The following is a 22792-nucleotide window of genomic DNA, read 5'->3' on the forward strand; positions in this document are numbered from 1 at the left end:
GAGATTTATCTTCAAAAATCTTCGGAAAGGAGGTAGAATAAAATCATGCCTAAGACAAAAAGAAACGAACTTGAAATTGTCCCCGGCGATCTGCCGGGACCGGATGACAAGCGGACATTCTGCCGTTTTCTCGTGAAGAGGGTCCCTGTTCACTTCAAGGACCTGAAAATCGGCACACGAGGGGAAGGAGCGTGCAAGGATATCAGCGGCGGTGGGACCTGCATGGACACTGTCCGCGAGCTGCGGCCCAAAACGCCGTTGGAGTTGTGGTTGGATTTTCCGGACGGTTTTGAGCCCATGCATCTTCTGGGGCGCGTTGTGTGGTCGAAAGCGGATGGACCTCTCTGGCGTACCGGCGTTGCTTTTGACAGGCAGCGTCTCATGAGCATGGCAAGGATACTGAAAGCGACAGAGGCAGAAGAAGGTTAAAGTTGAGCGGGATCAGAGAAGGCGAGGCTTTGGGAAAGTTAACGTTACTCCTCGCGTTTGCATCTTGTCAATATCTGTCTGCGACCAGTCCTCGCAGGGCTCGGACGGGCAGCCAGATATTTCCAAGATACGCTCGGAGCTAATCCCACCGGAGGTGGGATTAAGGAGGTGTTCAATGGATGAGAAGAGAGGTTCGGTCCGTTGGAACATAATCTTGCCAATTCGCTACATGGGGTTTGCGAAGCATAACGAAGGATACGCAAGGACGAAGGATCTCAGCACAACGGGCGCATGTGTGGAGACAGTTGAAAAACATGAACCAGGGGACAAGCTCAACGTTATGTTTGAGTTTCCTGACGTTGAGGGAACGGTGTGTGTCGAATCCGAAGTGATCTGGCAGAAGCATTCTCAAGGTTTTCAGGAGGAATATAACTATTTGACAGGATTGGCATTTAGGAGAATTCGAGACTGCCATAAGCAGTGCATCCTGGATTACGTCATCGATCATCATCCGCAGCAGCTCAGGGAACGCTGGTGGCAGGGGGTTTAGGGACAGTCAGGCAGGTTTTTAGGGGATTTCCGGATAGATTTTAGAAGCGCACGAGAAGAGGCTTTTGTTTTCCCGCCGTGATATTTTTTACCCTTTTTCCGCACGCTAAATTTGCATAAGTATTTCTTGACTTTTACCTTGCTTATGATAAACTTTTTAAACATATTTTTATCTATAATTATCAATAGGTTAGGTGAAGGCATAACTTACAGAGCAAAGCGATGTAAGTTATCGGCCTGAACCTGACTCCGCACCAACTTTTCCCATAAGCTTGGCTTTTAAGAGAAGGAATGGAATTGCAGACAGGCGTTTGTCATTAAGACAACCTCTTTAGAAAAGTTGATGCGGGGTTTAATTCCTGTCTGGCGGCAGGCAGGCGCGACGGCCGAGCGCAAAAGCTCCAGCCCAGCAAGGGCGGAGTTTCCTCTTCCGATGAAGGAAAGCTCCAGCCCAGCAAGGGCGGAGTTTCCTCTTCCGATGAAGGAAAGCTCCGGCCTACACTTTATGTCGCCTGTCATAAGGCGACGGTTCCATAAAGTGTCTACTCATTAAAAAAGGAGAAGAGACAAAGCACATGAAGTACGGACATTTTTCATCTGACGGGCTCGAATTCATTATTTCTCATCCCGTAACACCCACCCCTTGGATCAATTATCTGACGAACGACAAATATTGCGCGATCATCTCCCAGTGCGCCGGCGGATACAGCTTCTACCGCGACTGCCGCACAGACCGGATCCTGCGGTGGGCCCCGGACTACAAGAATTTCGACAGGCCCGGCCGCTACATTTACGCCCGGGAAGAGCGCGCCGGCAGCAAAAGATCCAAAGTTTGGTCTTTGACATATCAACCGATCAGGGTTGAGCCGGATACCTACGAATGCCGTCACGGCCTCGGCTATACGACGATCGCGCAAAAATACAACGGCGTTGCGTCGCGGATCACCTATTTTGTCCCTGTCGACGACGATTGCGAACTTTGGCTCGTCTCTTTGACGAACGAGACGAACAAAGAGAAGAAGCTGGAGCTCTATCCTTATGTCGAATGGCTCGTCGGCGACTATCACGAAGAGCTGCGTTACCGCAACATCATGAATCTTTATAACCGGATGTGGTTCGACGAGAGCCACAAATTGATCTTCGGATGGAAGACCGCCTTCTGGCAGGGGATGAATATCAAAGAATTCAAGAATTTCAGCTTTTTCGCCTCCAGCCTTGACGTCAAGGGATATGCCACGAGGAAGACGGAATTCCTGGGACGTTACAACACCGAGGAGAAGCCCGAGGCCATCCTGGGAGGCAAGTTCAGGAATACGGCCTTATGTTCCGGCGAGGACGGGATCGCCTGTTTCAAGCACACCGTGAAGCTCGCGCCCCGGCAGACAAAGGAATTTGTGGTGATCCTGGGCGAGACGGAAGGGCAGTCGAGCGCCATCAGGCTCGTTGAAAAATACAGGGACCTGGCGCAGGTCAAGAAGGCGCTTGAAAGCACGCGGGATCTCTGGAAGAAGCGCATCGCCGGCAATATCCTTGTCAAGACACCGGACAGCGATTTCGACACCATGGTCAACACTTGGGTGAAATACCAGGTGTATATCTGCAATCTCTGGTCGCGTTCCCCGTCGTTTTATCACGAGGGTTCCGGCGGCCGCGGGTATCGCGATTCAGCCCAGGATTCGGAGGCGATCGTTTCCATCAACCACGAGGTGACGCGCAAGCGCATCCTGCAGATCGCAGCCTTGATCCGTCGGGATGGGACGTCTGCGCCCGGCTGGTCTGACACGTCGGGCCCCAATCAGCACCGTCCGAACAAGGATCATCAGGTCTGGCTGACGGCGACCGTACGCGCCTATATCCAGGAAACGGGGGATAAGAGCATTCTTGAGGCCTATGTGCCATATCTCAAGGACAAGTGGGTGGGCGGTTGGGACATCGATCTTCAGCATAAGGGCGGCACAACGACAGACGGGGAAGGCACGCTCTTTGAGCATCTGGAGAAGAATCTCAATTTTTGTTTCAACGACGTCGGCGAGCGCGGCCTGCCGAAAATAGGCCACGCGGACTGGAACGACGCGATCGATGCCGCGGGCAAGAGGCACAAGGGCGAGAGCGTCTGGCTGGCCCAGGCGTTGGTGCGCTCTTTGAAATATTTTGTCGAACTCTGCGAGCTGACGGGCGATGCGGCCAAGGCTGAGGAATTCAGCCGCAAGGCCAAGACCATGACCGACAGGATCAACGAGGCGGGCTGGGACGGCGAGTGGTATAAGAGGGGGTTCACCGACGACGGGATCGCTTACGGCACGAAAGATTACGACGGCGGCAAGATCTTTTTGAATACGCAAGCATGGGCCCTTTTGGGCGGCGTGGCCGACGCAGGAAGGTCGGATAAGATCCTCAAGAGCACCGCCAAATACCTTGACGGCAAACACGGCCTGGCGCTTTTTTACCCGGCTTTCAGCCATTTCAGGCCGGAGCTGGGCCGCATCAGCATGTTCTCCGAGGGAACGAAAGAGAACGCGGCGGTCTTTTGCCACGCGGCGCATTTCATGATCGTTGGGCTTTGCATGGCGGGCCGCGGCACGTGGGCTTACGAGTCCATGTGCAAGCTGATGCCGAACAAACAAAAAAATTACGATCTTTATAAAGCTGAACCGTATGTCTATGCCGAATATCTCGTCGGGCCGGAGAATCCTTACCGTTACGGCGAGGGCCAGTTCACGTGGATCACAGGGACGTCGGGCTGGGCGTTCATGGCGGCGACCGAATGGATCCTCGGCGTGCGCAGGGATTATGCGGGTCTGCGCATCGACCCCTGCCTGCCGTCGGCCTGGAAGAGATGCTCCGTCCGCCGCCTGTTCCGCGGGGATGTGTATGAGGTCGAGATCGAAAATCCCAACGGCGTTGAGAAGGGCATAAAAGAAATTTACGTCGACGGCACCAGGATCGAAGGGACGCTGGTCAAGCCGTTCGGCGACGGCAAAGAACATAGGGTTCGTGTGGTGATGGGATGATTTTAAAAATGACAGAAAGATAACAGAGAACACCTGCCTGCCGGCAGGCAGGGAGTACAGAGAACAGAGATGGAGGAAAGATGATGGAGAGACAAAAAAATCAGAAATGTTCAGGCGTCCATTCTTGGTTTTCAATGCCCCCTTCTTTTGACTTTTCCGTCCTTCGGTCTTTCGGCCTCTCTGTTTTTCTGTTTTCCGTTCTCTGTTTTTTGTTCTCTGGACTAAGCGGCTGCGGCACCCAGGGCGCCCAGACGCCCCAGGCCGCCGGCAAAAAGATCGTCGTCTGGCACTGGATGACGGACCGCGAAGAGGCCTTCCAGGAACTGGCCAAAAGATATGAGGCCAAGACCGGTATCAAGGTCGTCTTCGAGTTGTACGCCCCTTCCGATGCCTATTCGCAGAAGGTCCGGGCCGCCGCGCAGGCGCGCGCGCTGCCGGACATCTTCGGCCTTCTCGGCGAAAAGCGGGATTTTGCGGCATTCATCAAAGCCGGCCATGTGGCCAACCTGACAGGCGCGATGGACGAGCAGGGGGGAGCCTGGAAGAACCTCTTGTATGAAAAGGCCCTGGCGGTCAACGAATTCAGGGCGGACAATCCTTATGGCGTCGAGGCGGGCATCTACGGCGTGCCGATAGACGTCATGGATATTCAGATGGTCTACAATAAAAAGCTTTTCCAGAAGGCGGGACTGGACCCGGCGCGCCCGCCGAAGGATTGGGCGGAATTTGTCGCCGATTGCCAGAAGCTGAAGGATGCCGGCATCCAGGGGCTTGTCAGCGGCTGGGGCGAGATCTGGATGATCGATTGTCTGGCATCGAACTTTGCTTTCAATATCATGGGGCCGGACAAGGTTTTTGCCACTATCCGCGGCGAGGTCCCTTACACGGATCCCGACTGGGTCAAGGTGTTCGGTCTTTTTAAGGAAATGGCCGACCGCGGCATGCTGGCGTCGGGTATCGTGACCATGGTGAACAAGACAGCCGAGCAGAATTTCGCTAATGAGCGTTCGGCATTTGCCTTTAACGGCTCCTGGTGCGTCAATGTCTATCACGGCATGAATCCGTCTTTGGATTACGGCGTGATGCTTCCGCCGAAGGTCAATCCTAAAAACCCCATGTATATCTGGGGTGGGGCCGGCTCTTCGCTTCTGGTCAACGACCGCTCGGCGGTGAAGGAGGAGGCCATCGCATTCCTGAAATGGCTGACAGCGACCGAGCAGCAGGCATATCTCTCGGAGACGACCCGCAACCTGCCTTCCAACAGGAAGGTGTCCGGGTCGATCTCGGAGATCCTGGCGGACTTTTCCAAAGGGATGGATAATGTGACGCACCCGAACATCTGGCCGGTGAACGAGCTTCCCAAGGTCATCGAGCGTTTCGACAAGGGCATCCAGTCGATCATCATCGGGGAGAAGACGCCGGAAGGCCTGGCCGAGGAACTGGCCAAGCTCAAGGCCGAAGAAATGGCGAAACAGTAAAAGCAGTATCAAAGAGCCAGAGTATCAGAGCGTCAAAGAGAAAGACAAGGGGACAGATGGAAAAGAGGGGATAAAAAACTGATTATTTCCGAAAAGTCTAAAAAACAGGATGTCTTTACTCTGATACGGTGACACTATGATGCTATGACACTTATCTTATGATTGCTGACAAGATCAAACAATTCTACAACCTGTTGCACAATGCGACGCCTAAGCAGAAGGTGATCGGCACCGTCTTGCTTCTGGCGGCCCTGGAAACGTTCTTTTTGCTTTTTCACGATTCTGCCGTCTTCTGGGTCCTGGCTTACGGTTCTGTAACGCTGGCCCTTCTTTTCCTGGTCCTGGCCAATCTTATCAAGAAGAGCCTGTCGGCGTTCTTCTTCGTCGTGCCGGCCCTGTTGATCTTCTCGATCTTTTATATCTATCCTTTTTTCAAAGTCCTTCAGCTGTCGCATCACGCATGGGACGGTATCTCGCCCAAGATGACCTTTGTGGGTTTGTCCAATTTCTTCGAGATCATGAAGGACAGGATCTGGTGGGTATCCATGGGCAATGCCGGCTACATCACGCTGATCGCCCTCACGTTCCAGAATGCGCTGGCCCTGGCCTTGGCGTTGGCTTGTGACCGTCAGATCAGGGCAAAGAATTTCTATCGCGTGATCTTTTTCATCCCGCCGGTCCTCTCTGAGGTCGTTGTAGGTCTCATCTGGCGCTGGATCTACGACGGCGATTACGGTTTCCTGAACTATACGCTTGGCCTTTTGGGGCTGCAACATCTGGCGCATAACTGGTTGTCAGATCCTAACACGGCCCTGACGTGCGTCGCCATCATCCACAGCTGGAAGGGTTTCGGCTGGGGGTTCATGATCCTTTTGGCCGGCCTGCAGACGATCCCGAAGGAATTGTACGAGGCGGCCAGGGTTGACGGCGCCAATGTCTGGCAAAGCTTTAAGAATGTGACGATCCCGCTCATGATCCCCGTCTTCGTCCTGGTCATGATCCTGACCATCCTGGGGTCCATGCAGGCCTTTGTCTTGATCTTGTCGATGACCGGCGGAGGTCCCGGTTATCATACGGAAGTGCCGGTGACGAGGATCCTGGCGTCCATGCAGGGGTCTTCGATGTTCGGCTACGCCTGCGCCCAAGGGCTGACGTTCGGCGTGATCCTGATGATGGTTTCTTTCGCGCAGATGGGGATATCGCGGAAATTGAAACAGGCATAGGCATAAATAACCAAACACCAAGATACAATGACCAAATAATTATCAATAAATCAATAACCAAACAAAAAATCACGATTGAATAACGATGAACGGGGAATTTGATTTTTAGAGAGGCGAACAACAGATTTTGCCAAAACGGTCATAAGAATATACAGAGATTTGTCGAGAGGTCCAATCAACGATAGGATCGCAGGACAACAACTGTTTAAAGAAGCAGGAGAATTAAAAAGTATTTTATCGGCCGTTATTTCTAGGTCTGAGTAACGCTTGATGATTGGTTATTGAATATTGGAATTTGTTTGGTGCTTGTTTCTTGGTCATTGGTGATTTTTTCATACGGGGTTTGGCATGAGACTTAACAAATACACGGCTGCGCAGCACGCATCGGGGTTCTTCATTAATATTTTCCTCATTATCGTCTCCGTGACATGCGTATTCCCGCTTTTGTGGATGTTCGGTTCTTCTCTCAAGACCCAGAGCACGATCTTTTCCGATATGAGCGTCATTCCGGCCTCCATGCATTGGGAGAATTTTTACCTGGCCTGGACCAAGGGCGGCTTCGGCGTTTATTTCCTGAACAGCCTTTTTTATACCACCATCGTTGTTTTCGGTATCGTCATGGTCTCGTCCCTGGCGGCCTACGCGTTCTCGCGCATGAACTTCCCCGGCAAGAACCTTTTGTTCTTCATGTTCCTGGCGGCCATGATGATCCCCTTGCCCGGCAGTTTCGTCCCGCTCTATGTCCTGGTCAACAATGTCCGCAATGTCCTTTTGAACGCGATGGCCGCCTCGACACCGTTTTTGCTCAAGGTCTTTCCGCAGAGCGTGGTGATCGGGCTCACTTCTTTTATCGAGGACCAGTTTTATCCGCGCACGGCCTACATCCTCTGCATGATCAACGTAGGGCTTTCTTTCAGCATCTACATGCTCAAGACGTTTTTCGACAGGATGCCCAAGGAATTGGAGGACGCCGCGCGCATCGACGGATGCTCGCGCCTCGGGATATGGCGCCATGTGGCCCTGCCTTTGGCCAAACCCGCCATCGCTGTCATCATCATTTATAACGCCCTCAACGTCTGGAACGAATACATTCTGGCGAACCTGATTTTGTCGTCGAAGAACCTGATGCCCCTGCAGAGGGGTCTCATGGTCTTCCAAGGCGAGCACATCACGCAATACCCGTTGCTCATGGCCGGCATGACCATCACCGTTGTGCCCATCCTTATCATTTATCTGGTCATGCAGCGGTTCATCATCAAAGGGATCACGGCCGGCGCGGTGGTCGGTTAATCGCCGACAGCAAAGAGACGTAGAAGGATAAACGAGAAATGGATAAAACAACTCGAAAAGCTATGGGTGGATATGCGGGGTTTCCTATGAGCGTAACGCGTCGTTTTTTTAGCCTCCAGTTTTTAAGCTCTTTTATTTTTCTGTTTTCTGTTCTCTGTTTTCTGACTTCCGGTGTTTCCTGCGCCCAGGATGAGCCCGTTCAAAACCAGGAGACTGTGGCAGAGGCTCCGGTGGCAACTAATATGATTCAAGAGGAGACAGGAGCTCCGGTTGCTGCAGCCGTTGCCGAACCGGGTCAAAAGGCGTCTGAGACGGCCCCGGCGGAAGTCTCATTGGAAGAGATGGTGACCGTGGCCAGAAAGGCCAAGGATGAGGGCGATTTCGCGAAGGTCTATGCGACGGTGGACGAAGTGATGCGGCGTTTCGGTCGCGAGGCGGCCAAGGAGCAGGCGTCGTTGAAAGATTTTCCTCCTACCGAGCAAATCAACAGCTATGCGGTCCTGAATAACGTCGCACAGGCCCAGTTCATCAAAGGCGAGGCCCTGAAAAAAGAGGGCAAGAAAGACGAGGCGATCGCCGCTTTCGGCGTGATCGTCAGCGATTACGGCTATGCCCAGGCCTGGGACCCTCGGGGATGGTTTTATAAGACAGCCGAGGTCGCCAAGGAGGCCATCGATCGCCTTCAGGGCAAAGACCCGAACGCCGAAAGGTGCGGGGCGATTCCGGCGACGAAGATCGAGCTGTCCGATCCCGGCAAGGAAGAGATCGTGGATTACGAAAAGTACGGGGAGTTCGTCGATCCCGGCACAAAAGATTATAAGTATGTCGTCAAGTCCCAAGACGGGCTTTCCGAGGCCGTCGGCGAAGGGATCTATCCCAACACAACGAGCGTGCGCTGGGATCCGGCATTCCAGGAGGTCAAGAAAGAGAAGCGTCTGGAAGGCAGCCATTGGGATTTTGTCCGTTCCCCCGACCTGGAGGCCGCTTTCATCAAGTGGGCCATGGCGCCCGAGCCGCCGGGTATCCGGCAGTATTACACGGCCATGATCCTTGAAAAATCTGGCCTGATCAAGCACGCGATCAAGGCGTATTATGCCGTTGTCGTTCATTTTCCTCAGACGGTGGGCTGGACGTATTGGCATACGCCGTGGTACGTCGGGCCGGCGTCCATCGCGCGCATCAAATATCTCTGCAAAAAATATCCGCAGGTGAACATGAAACTCGTGGGCGCCTCCATCAGGGTCGACAACGGTTTCGACAACGATATCCGCAACGACGTCTTCATCGTGAACCCCGGCCGTATCGTGAAAAACCACATCCCGGAGACGATCTCGGACAAGGTCAGGAAATACGTCGACATGAAGATCATGCAGCGCCGGATCAAGCGCCGCCTGGGCAACGGACAGGTGCGCCTGGTGCAGTATGAGAACGGCGATTGGCAGATGCTCGTCGACAGTAAGCCCTACGTCATCAAGGGCATCACCTATCAGCCCGTGAAGGTCGGCCAGAGCCCGGACGACGGCTCGCTGGTGAGCTGGATGGAATATGATTACAACCATAACGGCAAGTGCGACGGTCCTTACGATGCGTTTGTGGACGCCAACTGGAACAACGTGCAGGATCCCGGCGAGAAGGCCGTCGGTGATTTTGAGCTGATGAAACGCATGGGGATCAATACCCTGCGCATGTATCATCAGCCGACGCCTTTGAAAAAGGAGATTTTCAGGGATGCATTCAAAAGATACGGCATCCGCGTCGTCATCGGCGATTACCTGGGTAAATATGCGCTGGGTTCCGGCGCCAGCTGGCACGAAGGCACGGATTACGATAATCCCGAGCATCAGAAGAACATGTTGGAATCCGTCCGCAAGATGGTCATGGAATACAAGGATGAACCGTTCGTGCTCATGTGGCTCCTGGGCAATGAAAATGTCTACGGCGTTGCCTGTAACGCCGACAAAAAACCGGACAGTTTCTTTAAATTTGCCAATGAAGCGGCCAAGCTCATCAAGTCTCTCGATCCCAATCATCCTGTCGCGATCGCCAGCGGCGACGTGCTGTACCTGGACCGTTATGCCGCCAACGCGCCGGATATCGATGTGTTTGGCGCCAATGCATACCGGGGCGATCAGGGGTTTGGTTCTTTCTGGTCGGACGTCAAGCGGTTGACGGACAGGCCGGCGATCATCACGGAATACGGTTGCGGCGCCTATGCGTACTGTTATACGCGCGAGCAGGCCGAGGAAGCGCAGATGGAATATCTGACGGGCTCCTGGGGCGATATCGCGGATAATGAAGCCTTCGGCGACGGGGCAGGCAATGCCATCGGCGGTTTTCTTTTTGAATATTTAGATGAGTGGTGGAAAGGCTATGAACCGGCCATTCACGATACAAAGGGTTTGTGGATAGGGCCTTTCCCCGACGGCTTCATGCATGAAGAATGGCTGGGTGTCGCCGGCCAGGGGGACGGGAAATTGAGTCCGTTCTTGCGTCAGCTGCGCAAGAGCTATTATGCGTTCGAGAAGCTGTGGAAATAGATGGAACAAGGGTTGCTCCTTGCTTATGCGCTTGTAAATTTTTTTCCAGGGTAGGCCGTCGGCCTGGCGCAGCCGGCCAGGACGGCCATCCGGAAAAAATTTCCTGCGCAGGTTGCCGCAGAGAGCGGCACACTGGCTTTTCCAATTAAGCCAGGTGCGCGGAGTTGGTTTTGGAAGGAAAAGTTGCCTGGTTAAGGGCAAAACCAAGGAGGTGCGGTATGAGGAAGTGGATCGTTGGTTTGGCGGTTCTTCTGGCTGTGGGCTGGAACGTATGCGCCGCAGAAGAGAAGGCCGCAGAAGAAAAGGCGACGGGTGAGGTCAAGAGTTTTCCTGTCTATACGGATGCGAAATCGCCGGATAATCATTACATTCCCTCGGGATGGATGGGGGATTTCGGAGATCTTTCCATGGACGATAAGTATATGGGAGATCCGCATTCGGGTTCGACCTCGATCAAGTTTGTTTACACGGCCAAAAAGACGCAGAACCAGGGATGGGCAGGTGTGTATTGGCAGAACCCGGCGAACAACTGGGGTTCCAAAAAGGGCGGTTTTGATCTGACGGGGCTGAATAAGCTGACCCTGTGGATGCGCGGCGATAAAGGCGGAGAAGTCATCGATAAGATCGCTGTCGGCGGCATCAAGGGGACGTATCCGGACACGACGGAAGTCTCTGTCGGGCCGATCGAGTTGACGACGACATGGACGCCGTACACGGTCAACCTGGCGGGCAAAGACCTGTCTTATATCAACGGGGCTTTGTGCTGGGTCGCCAACGCGGATTCCAATCCCAATGGCGCGACGTTCTATATCGACGATATCAAGTTCGAATATGACCCGGCGCTCAAACCGGCCGGCAAGAAGACGCAGGAAATGCCCTTCTACATTTATGCGGATAAGGGCTCGATCCAGAACCATTTTATTCCCTCGGGATGGATGGGGGATTACAGCGATCTGAAGATCGATGTGGGTTCGACGGACAATCCATATTTCGGCAAGACCTGCATCAAGATCACCTACGACAACAAGGCCACCAACGGCGCGCGCTGGGCAGGGATGTACTGGCAGTATCCGGCGAACAACTGGGGTGGTGTCGACGGAGGATTCGATCTTTCCCGCGCCAAAAAACTGACCTTTTGGGCCAGGGGCGAGAAGGGCGGCGAGAGGATCGAGGAGTTCAAAGTCGGCGGGATCATGGGAGAATATTCCGATTCCGATACGGCCGGTATCGGTCCGGTTGTCCTGGATAAGGAATGGAAGCAATACACCATCGATCTGACAGGCAAGGACCTTTCCTATATTATCGGAGGGTTTGCCTGGGCGACGAACCTGGATGTCAATCCGGACGGCGCCGTGTTCTACCTTGATGAAATAAAGTATGAGTAATACAGAGCACAGAGAACAGAGTGCGGAGTACAGAAAACGGGGCGGAAGAAACAGGCTTTTCCCTGTTCTCTGTACTCTGTTATCTGTTCTCTGTCTTTGCGGCATGGCCCCTGCGGCCAGGAAGAAGGCCTACGTCAAGACCCTGAAGGACGGCCAGTATCAGCTCATGGTGGCCGGCAGGCCTTTTATCGTCAAAGGCGTCTGCTACAACCCGATTCCCGTCGGGGAATCGCACGACTACGATTTCTGGAATGACCCGGCCCAGCCGTGGCTCGTGGACGGCCAGCTCATGAAGAAGATGGGCATCAACACGGTGAGGTTCTATCAGCCGGGAGAAGATATGGCGGCCGTCCGCCGGGTGGTCTCCGACCTTTACAAAAAATTCGGCATCCGCACGATGATGGGGCATTGGCTGGGATTCTGGAATTATCCGGCCCCTTTTTATGACGATGAAGATTTCCGGAAAAAAGTCAAAGCCGATGTCCTGGCGATGGTCGAAGCCCTGAAAGACGAAGAGGGGATCCTTTTCTGGGTCCTGGGCAACGAAAACAATTATTCTTTCAGCGGCAAGATCAATTCATGGTCGAGCGAACGCATCGACAAGATACAGGACCCGCGCCAGTGCCTTTTGGCCAGGGCCGAGACGTATTACACGCTGGTCAATGAGATCGCGCAGGAGATCCACAAGATCGATCCTGCTCACCCCGTGGTCATGGGCAACGGCGAGCTCATCTGTCTCGATGTGGCCAGCACATTCGCCAAGGACGTGGATATCGTCGGATGTATCATTTATCGCGGCAAGACATTTGGGAATATTTTCAAGACCCTGAAGAATACCTTTGACAAACCGCTCTTGTTCGTCGAATTCGGCGCCGACGCCTACAACGCCTACGAAAAGAAGGAAGACGAGGACATGCAGGCGTATTTCCTGGAGTACCAGTGGGCGGAGATTTATCGTAATCTCGGCGGAACCGCAGCCGCGGGCGACGGCGTCGGCAATTGCATCGGCGGTGTCATGTTCGAGTGGACGGACGAATGGTGGAAACACGACGAATGGGATGCGAATGGTTTGTCCGTCCATGATACGGAATCCAACTGGTCGAACGGCGCCTATTATTTCGATATCAAGGCCGATCGCAACATGAACATGAACGAAGAGTGGTTCGGTCTCGTGAAGCTCCTGCCTGAAGAGGAGAAAACATCTTCCGGACAGGTTTTGAACAAGCGCGTGCCGCGCAAGGCTTACTATGCCATACGCGAATTCTGGAGACATCCTTCTAAGTCATCTTCGATCAAGAGCCCGGAGCGTCCTGCGGCCGCCGGAAAAAACAAACGTTAATCCCTCGGCAGAATTCTCCGGGCCCGGCCCTTTGTCTCGGAACCGGGGGATCGGAGGGATGTTGCTAAGAAGAAAAAAGGAGTCTCGGACTTTGTTCCAGGAGGTTCGTCCATGACTTTCAGGTGTCCCGTGTCCCAGCGTATCATTTTTTTGACGGTTTGCGGATGGCTATGCTTTTGGACCTTCGCCCCTGTCTTGGAGGCGTCAGAAACGGGGGTGTCGGCGGCCGCCCCTTCGGTCGAAGCGCTCAAAACTGCTGTTACTCCCGATGACCCTCAGGGCTTGGTAAACCTCAGGTCCATCGTCGCCTGGTATGTGGGGGACGGAAAATTTGACGAGCTGATCGCCTACCTGGATTCTCTCTTGAAAAAAGGGTTTGAGCGGCTGCCTGACGTCTATTTTTACCGCGCTTATGCGCGCCAGGCACAGCTGGATTCTTGGAAAAAGACCAAGAATTGGGAAGGGGTCTATGACCAGGGGCCGCAGCTTGAAGCAGCCATGGAAAAAGACCTGGCGAAGGCCGAGAAGTTCGTTTCGAACCGGCAGGACATGGCGCTGCGTATCGCTTATTTAAGGTGGCTCATCGCCTCGCAAGACGATCCTGAGGCAGCCGTCGGACTGTTCAACGATGTGGTCAACAAGGCGCAGGGCGCTCTTGCGCAGCCGGAGACGATGACCCTCGTCAAGGAGATGGCCGATTCCCTGGCTTCTTATGAAGACAAGAATCTTTCCCGCAGGCTTTATGAGGTATACGCCGCAGCGCTCAAGGCGTCTCATCCGGAGCCCGAAGAACTAAGGAAAGCAGGCCTGGCTTTTGTTGAACAAAAGAATATTTATCTGGCGAAAACACTTCTTGAAGGATATCTTGAGCAATTCGCCGGTAATCCCGAAGTTTTGGCCAAAGAGACCGTCCTTATCGCCGACAAATTCGCTGCTCACGGCTATGAAGAAGCCCTTGATCCTGTTTATGCCGAAGATCTTTACAAAAAGGCGTTTGGTCTTGCCGGTCAGAAGGCCTTTGCGGCGCCATCGCAATATACCAGGGCATTCAACCTTGAGCGCATAAAAGATTTCGAGGGGGCGCTCAGGGAATACGGCAAGGTCCTTTCGGAATATCCGGATTTTCCCGATCGGGCCGGCGTCGAGTTCCGCATAGGAGTGTTGAGCGCTTATGCCGCCAAAGACATTAAAGGGGCGATGGCGTCTTTTGAGCATATCAAGACCGCTTATCCCGGCGATCGTCTGGTTCTTTCCGCGCTTTACCAGTCGGGGTTGTTGAGCCAGTGGGGAGATCAGCTTGATGCGGCAAAGGCTTATTATGGAGAGCTGATCACGGCCGCGACGTCCCAGGGGGCCGATATAGAAAAGGATGAGCTTGTGCTTTTGTGCCGCGAGCGCCTCCAGGAGATCGAAGAGAAGAAACCCATGAAGTATGCCCTGCGGTTGTTTTTTGAAGGGATCTTCGGCCGGTCCGCCGATGGTAAAACGCAGGATATGTCTTTGAATGTGGATCTGACGGGCCGGCCGGCCAAGGCGTCGGCGAACGACGACATTGTTTTTACCGTCACGACATCCAATCCCGTAACAGGCTGCATGATGCCTGTTTATGCCTATGAATGGTCCGGCGAAACAGGCGCCGTCGCCAATATCCCCAACAGCGCCACCTTGACGACGTCATACGGGATGCAAGGCATCAAAGTGACGCACGTGGCTGTGGTGGGGAATAACGGCCTGGAAGGCGTCGGCTTTGAGATGGTGCAAGTTCAGAATGAGTAAAGATAACAGTTAACAGAGGACAGAACGATTTTTTCTGTTATCTGTACTCCGTTCTCTGTTTTTTCTGTGGAGCAGACATGCCCATATACACATCCGACCAAAACGTAAAATCAGGGGTTCCGCTGGGAGGTCTCGGCGCCGGCAAGATGGAGATTTTGCCTCACGGCGGCTTGGATCATTTCACGTTTCTCAACAGCCTCCACAGGCCTGTTTGTTCTTCTGATCTATCGGGACGAAAAGGCATCCTTGGTTTTCACTTCGGTATTTTTGCGGCCACCAAGAAGAAAAGAGTTGCCAAGCTTCTTGAGACCAATGTCCCTGTCGGCTGCAGCGGCATTTCGTCGATCGTCTTTGACGGCAAATATCCTTTTGCCCATCTGGACTACAAAGATGATGAGCTTCCTGTCCGGTGCGAGTTGGAGGCATTTTCCCCATTAATTCCTCAGGACGAAAAAAGATCAGGCACGCCGGCCGCCATTTTTCGTTTCAAGATTACGAATCCTACCTCTCAGACGGCGGCTGTTTCGCTTTTGGCCTGCGGTCGCAACATCATCGGGGATTGGATGGTGGGTCGGTTTAACCAGGTGCACGAAACGCCGGAATGCCTTTGCGTGAATTTCTTCAATAAGAAAACGCAGGGCGCCGCAGATCCTTTGTCCGGAGAGATGGCGTTGGGAGTGGTCAAAGACAAAAAACTCGTTTGCACGTATCTGGGTGAGTGGAACATGCAGTCGCGGCCCTTTGTTTTCGACAGGAACGGTTTTTCGCTCCAGGAGGCGTGGACCGCCTTCAGCCGCGACGGGATGCTGCCTAATACGAATACCGAGCGTGTCGTGGCGTCCGAAAGCGTGCAGTTGGGCGGGGCGCTGGCAGCCCAGACCGTGCTTAAGCCAAAAACGTCGGTCACGATCACTTTTTTCTGGACATGGTTTTTCCCGGCATATGCCGAAGGCAAGATGTATGAGAATTGGTTCCGCGGCGTCCACGACTTGAGCTTGTACATTTCAAAAAACGCCGCCGGCCTTTATGCCGCCACGCGGGGATGGGTGAAAGATCTCCTGGGCCTTAAAATGGACGCGTGGATCAAGGACGCCCTGTTGAACAATCTTTATCCTTTTTCTTCGGGCAGCCACTGGACCAAGAGGGAGCGTTTCGGGTTTTTTGAGGCGCCGGAGATATGCCCTCTTTTGGGGACCCTCGATGTCAGGTTTTTTGCGTCCGTCGCCCTTGCTATGTTTTTTACGCAGCTCGACCTCAAGGAGATCACGCAGTTTGCCGAAGCCCAGAGGCCCCAGGGGTATGTCCCGCACGACTTGGGTAACAAGCGCAGCGACTTGCCGTCTAACAGCACCAACGGCCTGCTCTGGAAAGACCTGAACGCCAAGTTTATCCTTTTGGTCTGGCGAGGGTATCTTTTGACAGGCGATGAGGCGTTTTTAAAACGAATGTATCCTTTTGTCAAGAAAGCCTTTTACTGGCTTGCGGCCACGGACAAAAACAAGGATTTTCTGCCTGACAGCGAGGGGGCGGATACGACTTTCGACCTTTGGCAGCTTTACGGCGTGACGGCATATACGGGTGGCGTGTTCTTGGCGGCCCTCCTGGCCTTGGAAAAGATGGGTATGCACCTGCAGGACGAAGAGTTTGTGCGCGAGGTCAAAAACTGGCTCAAGAACGGCCGTGCCCAGTTCGAAAAAAAATTGTGGCACAAGGGTTATTTTATAGCTTATAATGATAGTAAGAAGGATTTGTCAGAACAGCAACTCTCCCATCAACTTCGCTTTCAGAAAGTCAACATTTCTTGTACGGCATCTCAGCTGGTGGGGCAGTGGATCGCGCATCTCTTGGGGCTGGGGTATATTGTTTCCCCTGAAAAAGTCAAAAAGGCGCTTGCGACTATTTTCGAACTTAATGGTTCGGCCTCTAGATACGGGGTGGTGAACGCTGTCTTGCCCTCAGGCGAAAAAGACAAGTCAAACGGACACGCGGAGAACGTCTGGATCAGCATGACCTATATCCTGGCGGCCTTGGCCATCTATGAAGGGATGGAGAAGGAAGGGTGCGCCCTCGCCAGGAAGGCCTGGGACAACGTTTCGATGAATGCCCTGAATGCCTGGAACCAGCCGGACATGGTGTCGTCGGTCGACGGCAGTTTTATGTTCGGCGACCATTATATGCGCAACATGAGTTTCTGGGCGTTTGCGATCGCCTACGCGCACAAACGTAAAGATGTTTCTGCATTTTTAAAACGGATCAGAAATGATGAAAGAATCTTATTTTAAAGGGGAGAATCTTTCGGAAAGGTCCAGGAAAAATCTCTTCATCCTGGACGCTATCCGCCGCCGCGGGCCCATCAGCAAGACGGACATTTCCAGCCTGATCGGTCTCAACGTCGTCACCGTCTCCAACTATGTCGACGAATTCCTGCGGCAGAAGATCGTTTTCGAAAAGGAATTTGACGTTTCCAAGGGCGGTCGCCGGCCGTTGCTTCTGGATTTGAATACATCCGCCGGCTATGCGGTGGGTGTCGGGGCCAACCTCTTGGGGACGATCGGTGTCGTGACGGACCTGAGCGGCAAGATCCTGCATAAGGTCAAGAATGGAAAGTCCGGATCCGGTTGCCGCGAGGTCGTGGATTCTCTTTTGACGACGACAGCGGAGCTGCTGGACGAGGTGAAAGGCTGCAGGCAGCGGATCAAGGGTATCGGTATCGGTATCGGCGGCATCGTTGACGCGGCCAAAGAAAAAGTGCGCTGGCCGGAAAAGATAGAGAACGGCTATCATTATCTGGACGTTACTGTTCCCTTGAAAGATATTCTGGAAAGGGAGTTCCGGCTTCCCGTCGTCATTGAAAATGACGCGACGCTTGCCTGCTTCGGCGAGCAATGGCTGGCGCTGGATTCGGACATCAGGAATCTCTTGTACATGTTCTCCGGCGTGGGCTGTGGCCTGATGATTAATAGCGAGATTTACCGCGGCACAAGCGGTTGCGCCGGCGAAGTGGCCGTCCATAGCGACAGGAAAGAGGCGCCGTATTTCTTGGAAAGATGGGAGGCGGACTTAGGGATAGGCGCGGAATACGTCAAACGTCTCCAATGGAAGAAAGGCCACGGCTCCGGCGGGAGCAGAGCGTCGAAGGAAGCCGTTGATACGAGCCTGGGCGGGATCTTCGAGGCGTGCCGCAGAGGAGAGGCCCCGGCTGTGGACGTCGTGCGCGAAGCCGGACGGCGCCTGGGGCTGCGTGTCGCCTATCTGGTTAATCTTCTGAATCCGGAAATGGTCGTGATCGGCGGCGGCATCGAAGAGGCCGGTATTGTTTTGATCGAAGAGGTCAAGAGCGCTGTGAGCGAATGGTGTTTTGAGGAATCCGCCGGGGCCGTCAAGATCGTTCCGACCCGCTTGGGCGAAAACGGCGTGGCCCTTGGCGCTGCGAGCCTTGTCACGCGTCAGCTTTTCGCCGCCCTTAACGACTGATTTTTTTCTTCTTAACTCCCTGAAAAAAAAGAAGTAATATGATCCGTGGATGAAAAAATCCAGCCTTCGCGGGCTGCGCCCGCAGGACAGACAGGATTCTCCGTTCAGGATTCCGCCCCCCAGAAAAGAAACCTCGCCTTTTATTTTTCTTTTATCAACCCCATCTTTTTTAATCCCACGGCCGTGAATGGCGGTTGCCTTTGGGAGGAAACCCCCTCAGAGGATAGCCGATAGGATTATTCGGAGAATTGTTCCAAAGAAAAAAGGAGTCTCGAACTTAAAGTCCGGGGGGATTCCACAGAGTTTCGAGGTTTGGCTGTCTTTCCGTCGACAAAAGGCCATTTCATTTCTCTCTCGGCGTCGTAACTCCTGTACTTTCTCCCGCTTAGGTCATGCGATCGTTTAAATTTTTCTTGCACATGCGTCTTTATTATGATATATCTAAGTTCAAATGAGAGCATCATCCGGCAAAAACACTTAACTTGTGGGCTGGGTTGATGTTCGGATTGGCCCTCTTTTATTTTTTTATATATGGGCCGGTCCCCTCGATGTGACGGCGGGGTCAAATGAAGGCATAACTTAGCGAGTGCCAACGAGCTAAGTTATATGCCTGAATTTGACTCAGCACGAATTTTAGATAAAATTTGTGCTGGGTTGAATTCGCGCATACAACTTATGTTCATAGCGTTCCATAAGTTGTGCGCTCATTCAAGGAGGTGTGATGAACAATAAAATAAAAATATTGCTCGTTGGACTTGCCGTCGTGTGCGCTGCTTCGCTTGTCATCGCCTTCCAGCTCAATACCGTTAACAAAGCCCTCCGTAACGAATTTTCCGTCAAGGAACAGGAATTTGTTTCTGAACGCCAGAGTTTGTCCAATCAGCTTAACAATCTGCAGATCGCCAAGAAGAAGTTGGAATCGGAGCTCAGCGAGTTGCGCGGGAAATTCGACGTCGCCGTCAAGGAGCGAGATGATGTCAAATCCAAATTTGACCTCGTGACCAAAGAGCGGGCGAGCGCCGTCGACCGTCTTCAGGAGCTGATCAAGGAGAACAAGTCTTTGACGGAAGAGGTGGCCAAGCTGAAGGAAACGGGGGGCGTCTCTTATACCGTTTCCACCACCGCCTCCCAGGACGATGCTTATTGGGCGAAGCTCGTGAAAGACAAGGCCGCTTTGGAGATCGAGGTCCAGAATTTGAAGTCCCAGTTGTCGGATGCGCAACTGAAGGGCGAGAATGCCATGGAGGAGGGGCGCAAGCTTGACCTCCAGTTCAAGACCATTAACCAGGCCCGGATGGACCTGGAGAGAAAACTGATTTATAACGAAAAGCTGGCGGAGAGCCTCTCCGAAGATCTTGTCCGGGAAAAACGCGACAAGAAGGCCATTGCCGATCAGCTGGAATCGATCCGGCAGGAAAATTTTGAGCTCAAGAGCCGTCTCATGGCCTTGGGCGATAAGAAGACGTCGCTGGAAGGTAAGCTTGTTGATCTCCAGCAAGAGCGTGAAATCCTCTCCAAACGCCTTGCCGAACTGGACCAGATCTTGCAGGAGCGTGTGGATCAGATCATTCAGGTGAAGGATGACCTGAAGGCCGCCAGGACCGAAGCCAAAGAAGCCAGCACCAAGGATGCCAGGGTTGTTCAGCTGCAACCGATCGTCGTCAAGGCGGCGGAGCCGCAGGTCGCATCGCCGGCCGGCAAACCCGGGGCCGGACAGATCCTGGCCATCAATGAAGAGAATAATTTCGTGATCATCGACATGGGCGAACAAGACGGCGTCAAGGTCGGCCAGACATTCAACGTCTACAGGAACACGGAAAAGATTGCAAGCCTAGAGGTGATCCAGATCCGCAAAGAGATCTCGGCGGCCGACATCAAGTCGGTGACCCCGGGGTCCAAACTCAAGATCGGCGATCTCGTCAGTTAGCTTAGGTTAAGGTTAAGCCTGTTTTTGGAGTTTGCCTTTCGGCAAGCCCGCCAGGACAGGAAGGGTTAAGGTTGAGAATTGCCAAATTTTCTTAACCTCAGCTTGAACCTTAACCTTTATTTTTTGAAGCTTTCCCGTCGGGAAAGCTTCCGATGAAACAGATCCCAAAAAGATGATGCAGGTCATTGAAGGTGGTTATGACAGCAAGAAAAAAAGTTGTCAGCATTGAAGATGTCGCCCGCGCGGCCGGCGTTTCCATCACGACAGTTTCCCGCGTTATCAATAAATTTCCTACCGTAAAAGAAGATAACCGCAGGAAGGTCGAAGAGGTGATCCGCCGCTTGAATTTCAAGCCGAATCTGGCTGCGCAAAGACTGGCCAGCGGGTCCAATTACACGATCGGCCTCGAGATCCCGCGCTACGAAGGCATCTTCTATTCTTTCTACGCCATGGAAGTCTTCCGCAGCGTCGGTATCGCCTGCGACAACCTCCGCGTCGATTTTTTATTGCATCTGACGGACGGAAAGACGTCCGTGAATGCCGCGGCCGTCGGAGGCGTTGTCTTTGCCGATGTGATCAACAACCGTCAGCATGTCGAAGATTTCCTGAAAGCGGGGACCCCCGTGGTTTTGATGAATTATCTGGCGGCGGACATGGATGTTTCCAGCGTCAGCGTTGACAATGCCGCCGGGGCCAAGACGGCTGCGGAGCATTTGATCCATTTGGGTCATAACCGGATTGCTTTTGTCACCGGGGACATGGCGACGCAGGCAGCCCAGGATCGCCTGGAGGGTTATAAGACCGCCTTGAAAGATGCGGGCTTGGCGATGACCGAAGAATGGGTGTTGCGCGGAGATTATTCACGCAAGTCTGCGCGTGCGGCCGCCGAAAAAATTCTGGGGATGGCGGCGGCCAGGCCTACGGCTATCCTGGTTTCTTCCGATGACATGGCCATGGAGATGGTTTCGGCCTTTATCGAGGGGGGCCTCAAGGTACCCGAAGATATATCCATCATAGGCTTTGACGATGATCCCGTCTGTCTTTACGGTCCCGTCGCCCTGACGACGGTCCGCCAGCCCATCAAGGAGATGGCCCAGGAAGCGGTGAAAGAGCTTTATTTGCGCATGCAGGATCCCGATCGCCAGATCAACAAGATCATCTTGTCGACAGAGCTTATCATCAGGGATTCCGCGCGAGCGCCGAAAAGATCCCCCTAGGGCGCGGGCCGCTGTTGGAACAGTTGATCTCATGAGCCTGATCTTAAAAGACCTCCACAAGAACTTTCTGGCGACAGGTGTCGGAAGCCTTTCGATCGTCGAGCCGCAGGCCGCCGTGGACAGCGTCTTGGGGAGTTTTCAGCGGCAGATCCCGTTCTGGCCGCAGCTGCCCCGCCGTTCTTTTTGTGAAAACATGTATGTTCAGTTCACGGAGAACCTTCCGGGCATCTGCGTGGACGAGGTAAAAAAAAGCGTCTGGGTGGATACACAGAAAGACGACTACCTGGAAAAATTTGAGCAGTGCTTCCATAACATCCAGGCGTCCGAAGTGGATTATTTTTCCATCAGCCGGCCGTATGCCGAAGGGTTGTATGTTTTGACGGAACGGCTCATGGCTGCAGGATGGGATCAGTGGGTCAAGGCCCAATTGATCGGCCCTGTCAGCCTGGGGCTTACGCTCCTGGATGAAAACAAGAATCCGGTTGTATATAACCCGGATTTTTTTGAGATGCTGGGCGGTTTTTTGGCGCTCAAGAGCGCCTGGCTGATCCGTCAGCTCCGCGTGACGGACCGGACAAAAGTCATTATTTTCATCGATGAGCCGTATCTGGTCGCCGTAGGGACAAGCCAGTGCGCGTTGCCCAAGGAGAAGATCACGGAAAAGATCAATCAGGTCGTTGCCGTGATCCATGAGAACGGCGCCTTGGCGGGGCTGCATTGCTGCGGCAATACCGATTGGGAATTGGTCCTCGACAGCAACATCGACATCCTGAATTTCGATGCCTACGGCTATTTGGATAAGTTGCTTTTGTATGAGAAGGCCGTCAACAGGTTTTTGAAGAGGGGCGGTATTCCTGCCGTCGGGATCGTGCCTAACAATGAGGATATCGAAAGCCCCGGGCTTCTGGACCGTATATGGCAGGAGCTCATGGCCCGCCGGGAGCTGCTGGCCAATGGTGCCCTCGTGACGACCAGCTGCGGTTGCAGCGGACTTTCGGTCGCCTTGACGGCCGAGGCGTTTACGGCCTGCACGCAGCTCGCCGAAAGGCTGAATACATATTTTAATGGATAGAGGAAACATTGCTCCTCGCTTAACCACTTGAAAATTTATGCCAGGAGGGCTTGGTTAGCTTCGCTAGCCGAGCCACTCGGCATAA

At 53.5% G+C, this 22792-nt stretch carries 15 protein-coding genes; all 15 read left to right on the forward strand.

All coding sequences use genetic code 11. The annotated features are described in order from the left end of the window. Nucleotides 1-45 precede the first annotated feature (45 nt). The 15 genes from BU251_RS00165 to BU251_RS00235 all read left to right on the forward strand — a co-directional run bounded on the left by BU251_RS00165 (nt 46) and on the right by BU251_RS00235 (nt 22707). The gene (locus tag BU251_RS00165) at nt 46-429 is read left to right on the forward strand and encodes a PilZ domain-containing protein (protein ID WP_128698901.1); all 384 of its coding nucleotides are present in this window, start codon (nt 46-48) and stop codon (nt 427-429) included. A 229-nt stretch (nt 430-658) separates the two neighbouring features. Beyond that, nucleotides 659-979 carry a PilZ domain-containing protein gene (locus tag BU251_RS00170; RefSeq protein WP_228767859.1) on the forward strand — a complete coding sequence of 107 codons (321 nt, stop codon included), beginning with the start codon at nt 659-661 and terminating at the stop codon, nt 977-979. A 574-nt stretch (nt 980-1553) separates the two neighbouring features. Next, the gene (locus tag BU251_RS00175; protein WP_128698903.1) at nt 1554-3989 is read left to right on the forward strand and encodes a glycoside hydrolase family 94 protein; all 2436 of its coding nucleotides are present in this window, start codon (nt 1554-1556) and stop codon (nt 3987-3989) included. Between the two features lie 80 nt (nt 3990-4069). Beyond that, nucleotides 4070-5467, forward strand: a complete 1398-nt coding sequence (locus tag BU251_RS00180; RefSeq protein ID WP_128698904.1) for an ABC transporter substrate-binding protein — start codon at nt 4070-4072, stop codon at nt 5465-5467. A gap of 158 nt (nt 5468-5625) precedes the next feature. After that, nucleotides 5626-6690 carry a carbohydrate ABC transporter permease gene (locus BU251_RS00185; RefSeq protein ID WP_128698905.1) on the forward strand — a complete coding sequence of 355 codons (1065 nt, stop codon included), beginning with the start codon at nt 5626-5628 and terminating at the stop codon, nt 6688-6690. A gap of 348 nt (nt 6691-7038) precedes the next feature. Further along, nucleotides 7039-7980 carry a carbohydrate ABC transporter permease gene (locus BU251_RS00190; RefSeq protein ID WP_128698906.1) on the forward strand — a complete coding sequence of 314 codons (942 nt, stop codon included), beginning with the start codon at nt 7039-7041 and terminating at the stop codon, nt 7978-7980. Nucleotides 7981-8066: 86 nt separating this feature from the next. Further along, nucleotides 8067-10517 carry a glycoside hydrolase family 2 TIM barrel-domain containing protein gene (locus BU251_RS00195; protein WP_164908784.1) on the forward strand — a complete coding sequence of 817 codons (2451 nt, stop codon included), beginning with the start codon at nt 8067-8069 and terminating at the stop codon, nt 10515-10517. Nucleotides 10518-10735: 218 nt separating this feature from the next. Further along, nucleotides 10736-11902, forward strand: coding sequence for a hypothetical protein (locus tag BU251_RS00200; RefSeq protein WP_128698908.1), 1167 nt, complete (start codon nt 10736-10738; stop codon nt 11900-11902). After that, entirely contained in the window at nt 11895-13241 is a 1347-nt protein-coding gene (locus BU251_RS00205; RefSeq protein WP_128698909.1) for a glycoside hydrolase 5 family protein, read from the forward strand. Before BU251_RS00200 ends, BU251_RS00205 begins: the two co-directional genes overlap by 8 nt. A gap of 111 nt (nt 13242-13352) precedes the next feature. Beyond that, nucleotides 13353-15017, forward strand: a complete 1665-nt coding sequence (locus tag BU251_RS00210) for a tetratricopeptide repeat protein (RefSeq protein WP_128698910.1) — start codon at nt 13353-13355, stop codon at nt 15015-15017. A 77-nt stretch (nt 15018-15094) separates the two neighbouring features. Beyond that, on the forward strand, nt 15095-17299 hold the full coding sequence (locus BU251_RS00215; protein ID WP_128698911.1) for a GH116 family glycosyl hydrolase: 2205 nt from the start codon (nt 15095-15097) through the stop codon (nt 17297-17299). Next, nucleotides 17277-18491 carry an ROK family protein gene (locus tag BU251_RS00220; protein ID WP_128698912.1) on the forward strand — a complete coding sequence of 405 codons (1215 nt, stop codon included), beginning with the start codon at nt 17277-17279 and terminating at the stop codon, nt 18489-18491. The genes BU251_RS00215 and BU251_RS00220 overlap by 23 nt, the downstream gene beginning before the upstream one ends. A gap of 721 nt (nt 18492-19212) precedes the next feature. Further along, nucleotides 19213-20418: a hypothetical protein gene (locus BU251_RS00225; protein WP_128698913.1), complete on the forward strand. Its 1206-nt coding sequence runs from the start codon at nt 19213-19215 to the stop codon at nt 20416-20418. Nucleotides 20419-20615: 197 nt separating this feature from the next. Then, the gene (locus BU251_RS00230; RefSeq protein ID WP_128698914.1) at nt 20616-21635 is read left to right on the forward strand and encodes a LacI family DNA-binding transcriptional regulator; all 1020 of its coding nucleotides are present in this window, start codon (nt 20616-20618) and stop codon (nt 21633-21635) included. Between the two features lie 31 nt (nt 21636-21666). Further along, nucleotides 21667-22707, forward strand: a complete 1041-nt coding sequence (locus BU251_RS00235) for a uroporphyrinogen decarboxylase/cobalamine-independent methonine synthase family protein (protein ID WP_128698915.1) — start codon at nt 21667-21669, stop codon at nt 22705-22707. Nucleotides 22708-22792 lie beyond the last annotated feature (85 nt).

Origin of the sequence: Candidatus Velamenicoccus archaeovorus (assembly GCF_004102945.1) — a bacterium.
Taxonomy (GTDB): domain Bacteria; phylum Omnitrophota; class Gorgyraeia; order Velamenicoccales; family Velamenicoccaceae; genus Velamenicoccus; species Velamenicoccus archaeovorus.

Coding starts and splice junctions, on each gene's coding strand:
- BU251_RS00165 (WP_128698901.1), top strand. CDS start 46: ATGCCTAAGACAAAAAGAAACGAACTTGAAATTGTCCCCGGCGATCTG.
- BU251_RS00170 (WP_228767859.1), top strand. CDS start 659: ATGGGGTTTGCGAAGCATAACGAAGGATACGCAAGGACGAAGGATCTC.
- BU251_RS00175 (WP_128698903.1), top strand. CDS start 1,554: ATGAAGTACGGACATTTTTCATCTGACGGGCTCGAATTCATTATTTCT.
- BU251_RS00180 (WP_128698904.1), top strand. CDS start 4,070: ATGATGGAGAGACAAAAAAATCAGAAATGTTCAGGCGTCCATTCTTGG.
- BU251_RS00185 (WP_128698905.1), top strand. CDS start 5,626: ATGATTGCTGACAAGATCAAACAATTCTACAACCTGTTGCACAATGCG.
- BU251_RS00190 (WP_128698906.1), top strand. CDS start 7,039: ATGAGACTTAACAAATACACGGCTGCGCAGCACGCATCGGGGTTCTTC.
- BU251_RS00195 (WP_164908784.1), top strand. CDS start 8,067: ATGAGCGTAACGCGTCGTTTTTTTAGCCTCCAGTTTTTAAGCTCTTTT.
- BU251_RS00200 (WP_128698908.1), top strand. CDS start 10,736: ATGAGGAAGTGGATCGTTGGTTTGGCGGTTCTTCTGGCTGTGGGCTGG.
- BU251_RS00205 (WP_128698909.1), top strand. CDS start 11,895: ATGAGTAATACAGAGCACAGAGAACAGAGTGCGGAGTACAGAAAACGG.
- BU251_RS00210 (WP_128698910.1), top strand. CDS start 13,353: ATGACTTTCAGGTGTCCCGTGTCCCAGCGTATCATTTTTTTGACGGTT.
- BU251_RS00215 (WP_128698911.1), top strand. CDS start 15,095: ATGCCCATATACACATCCGACCAAAACGTAAAATCAGGGGTTCCGCTG.
- BU251_RS00220 (WP_128698912.1), top strand. CDS start 17,277: ATGATGAAAGAATCTTATTTTAAAGGGGAGAATCTTTCGGAAAGGTCC.
- BU251_RS00225 (WP_128698913.1), top strand. CDS start 19,213: ATGAACAATAAAATAAAAATATTGCTCGTTGGACTTGCCGTCGTGTGC.
- BU251_RS00230 (WP_128698914.1), top strand. CDS start 20,616: ATGACAGCAAGAAAAAAAGTTGTCAGCATTGAAGATGTCGCCCGCGCG.
- BU251_RS00235 (WP_128698915.1), top strand. CDS start 21,667: ATGAGCCTGATCTTAAAAGACCTCCACAAGAACTTTCTGGCGACAGGT.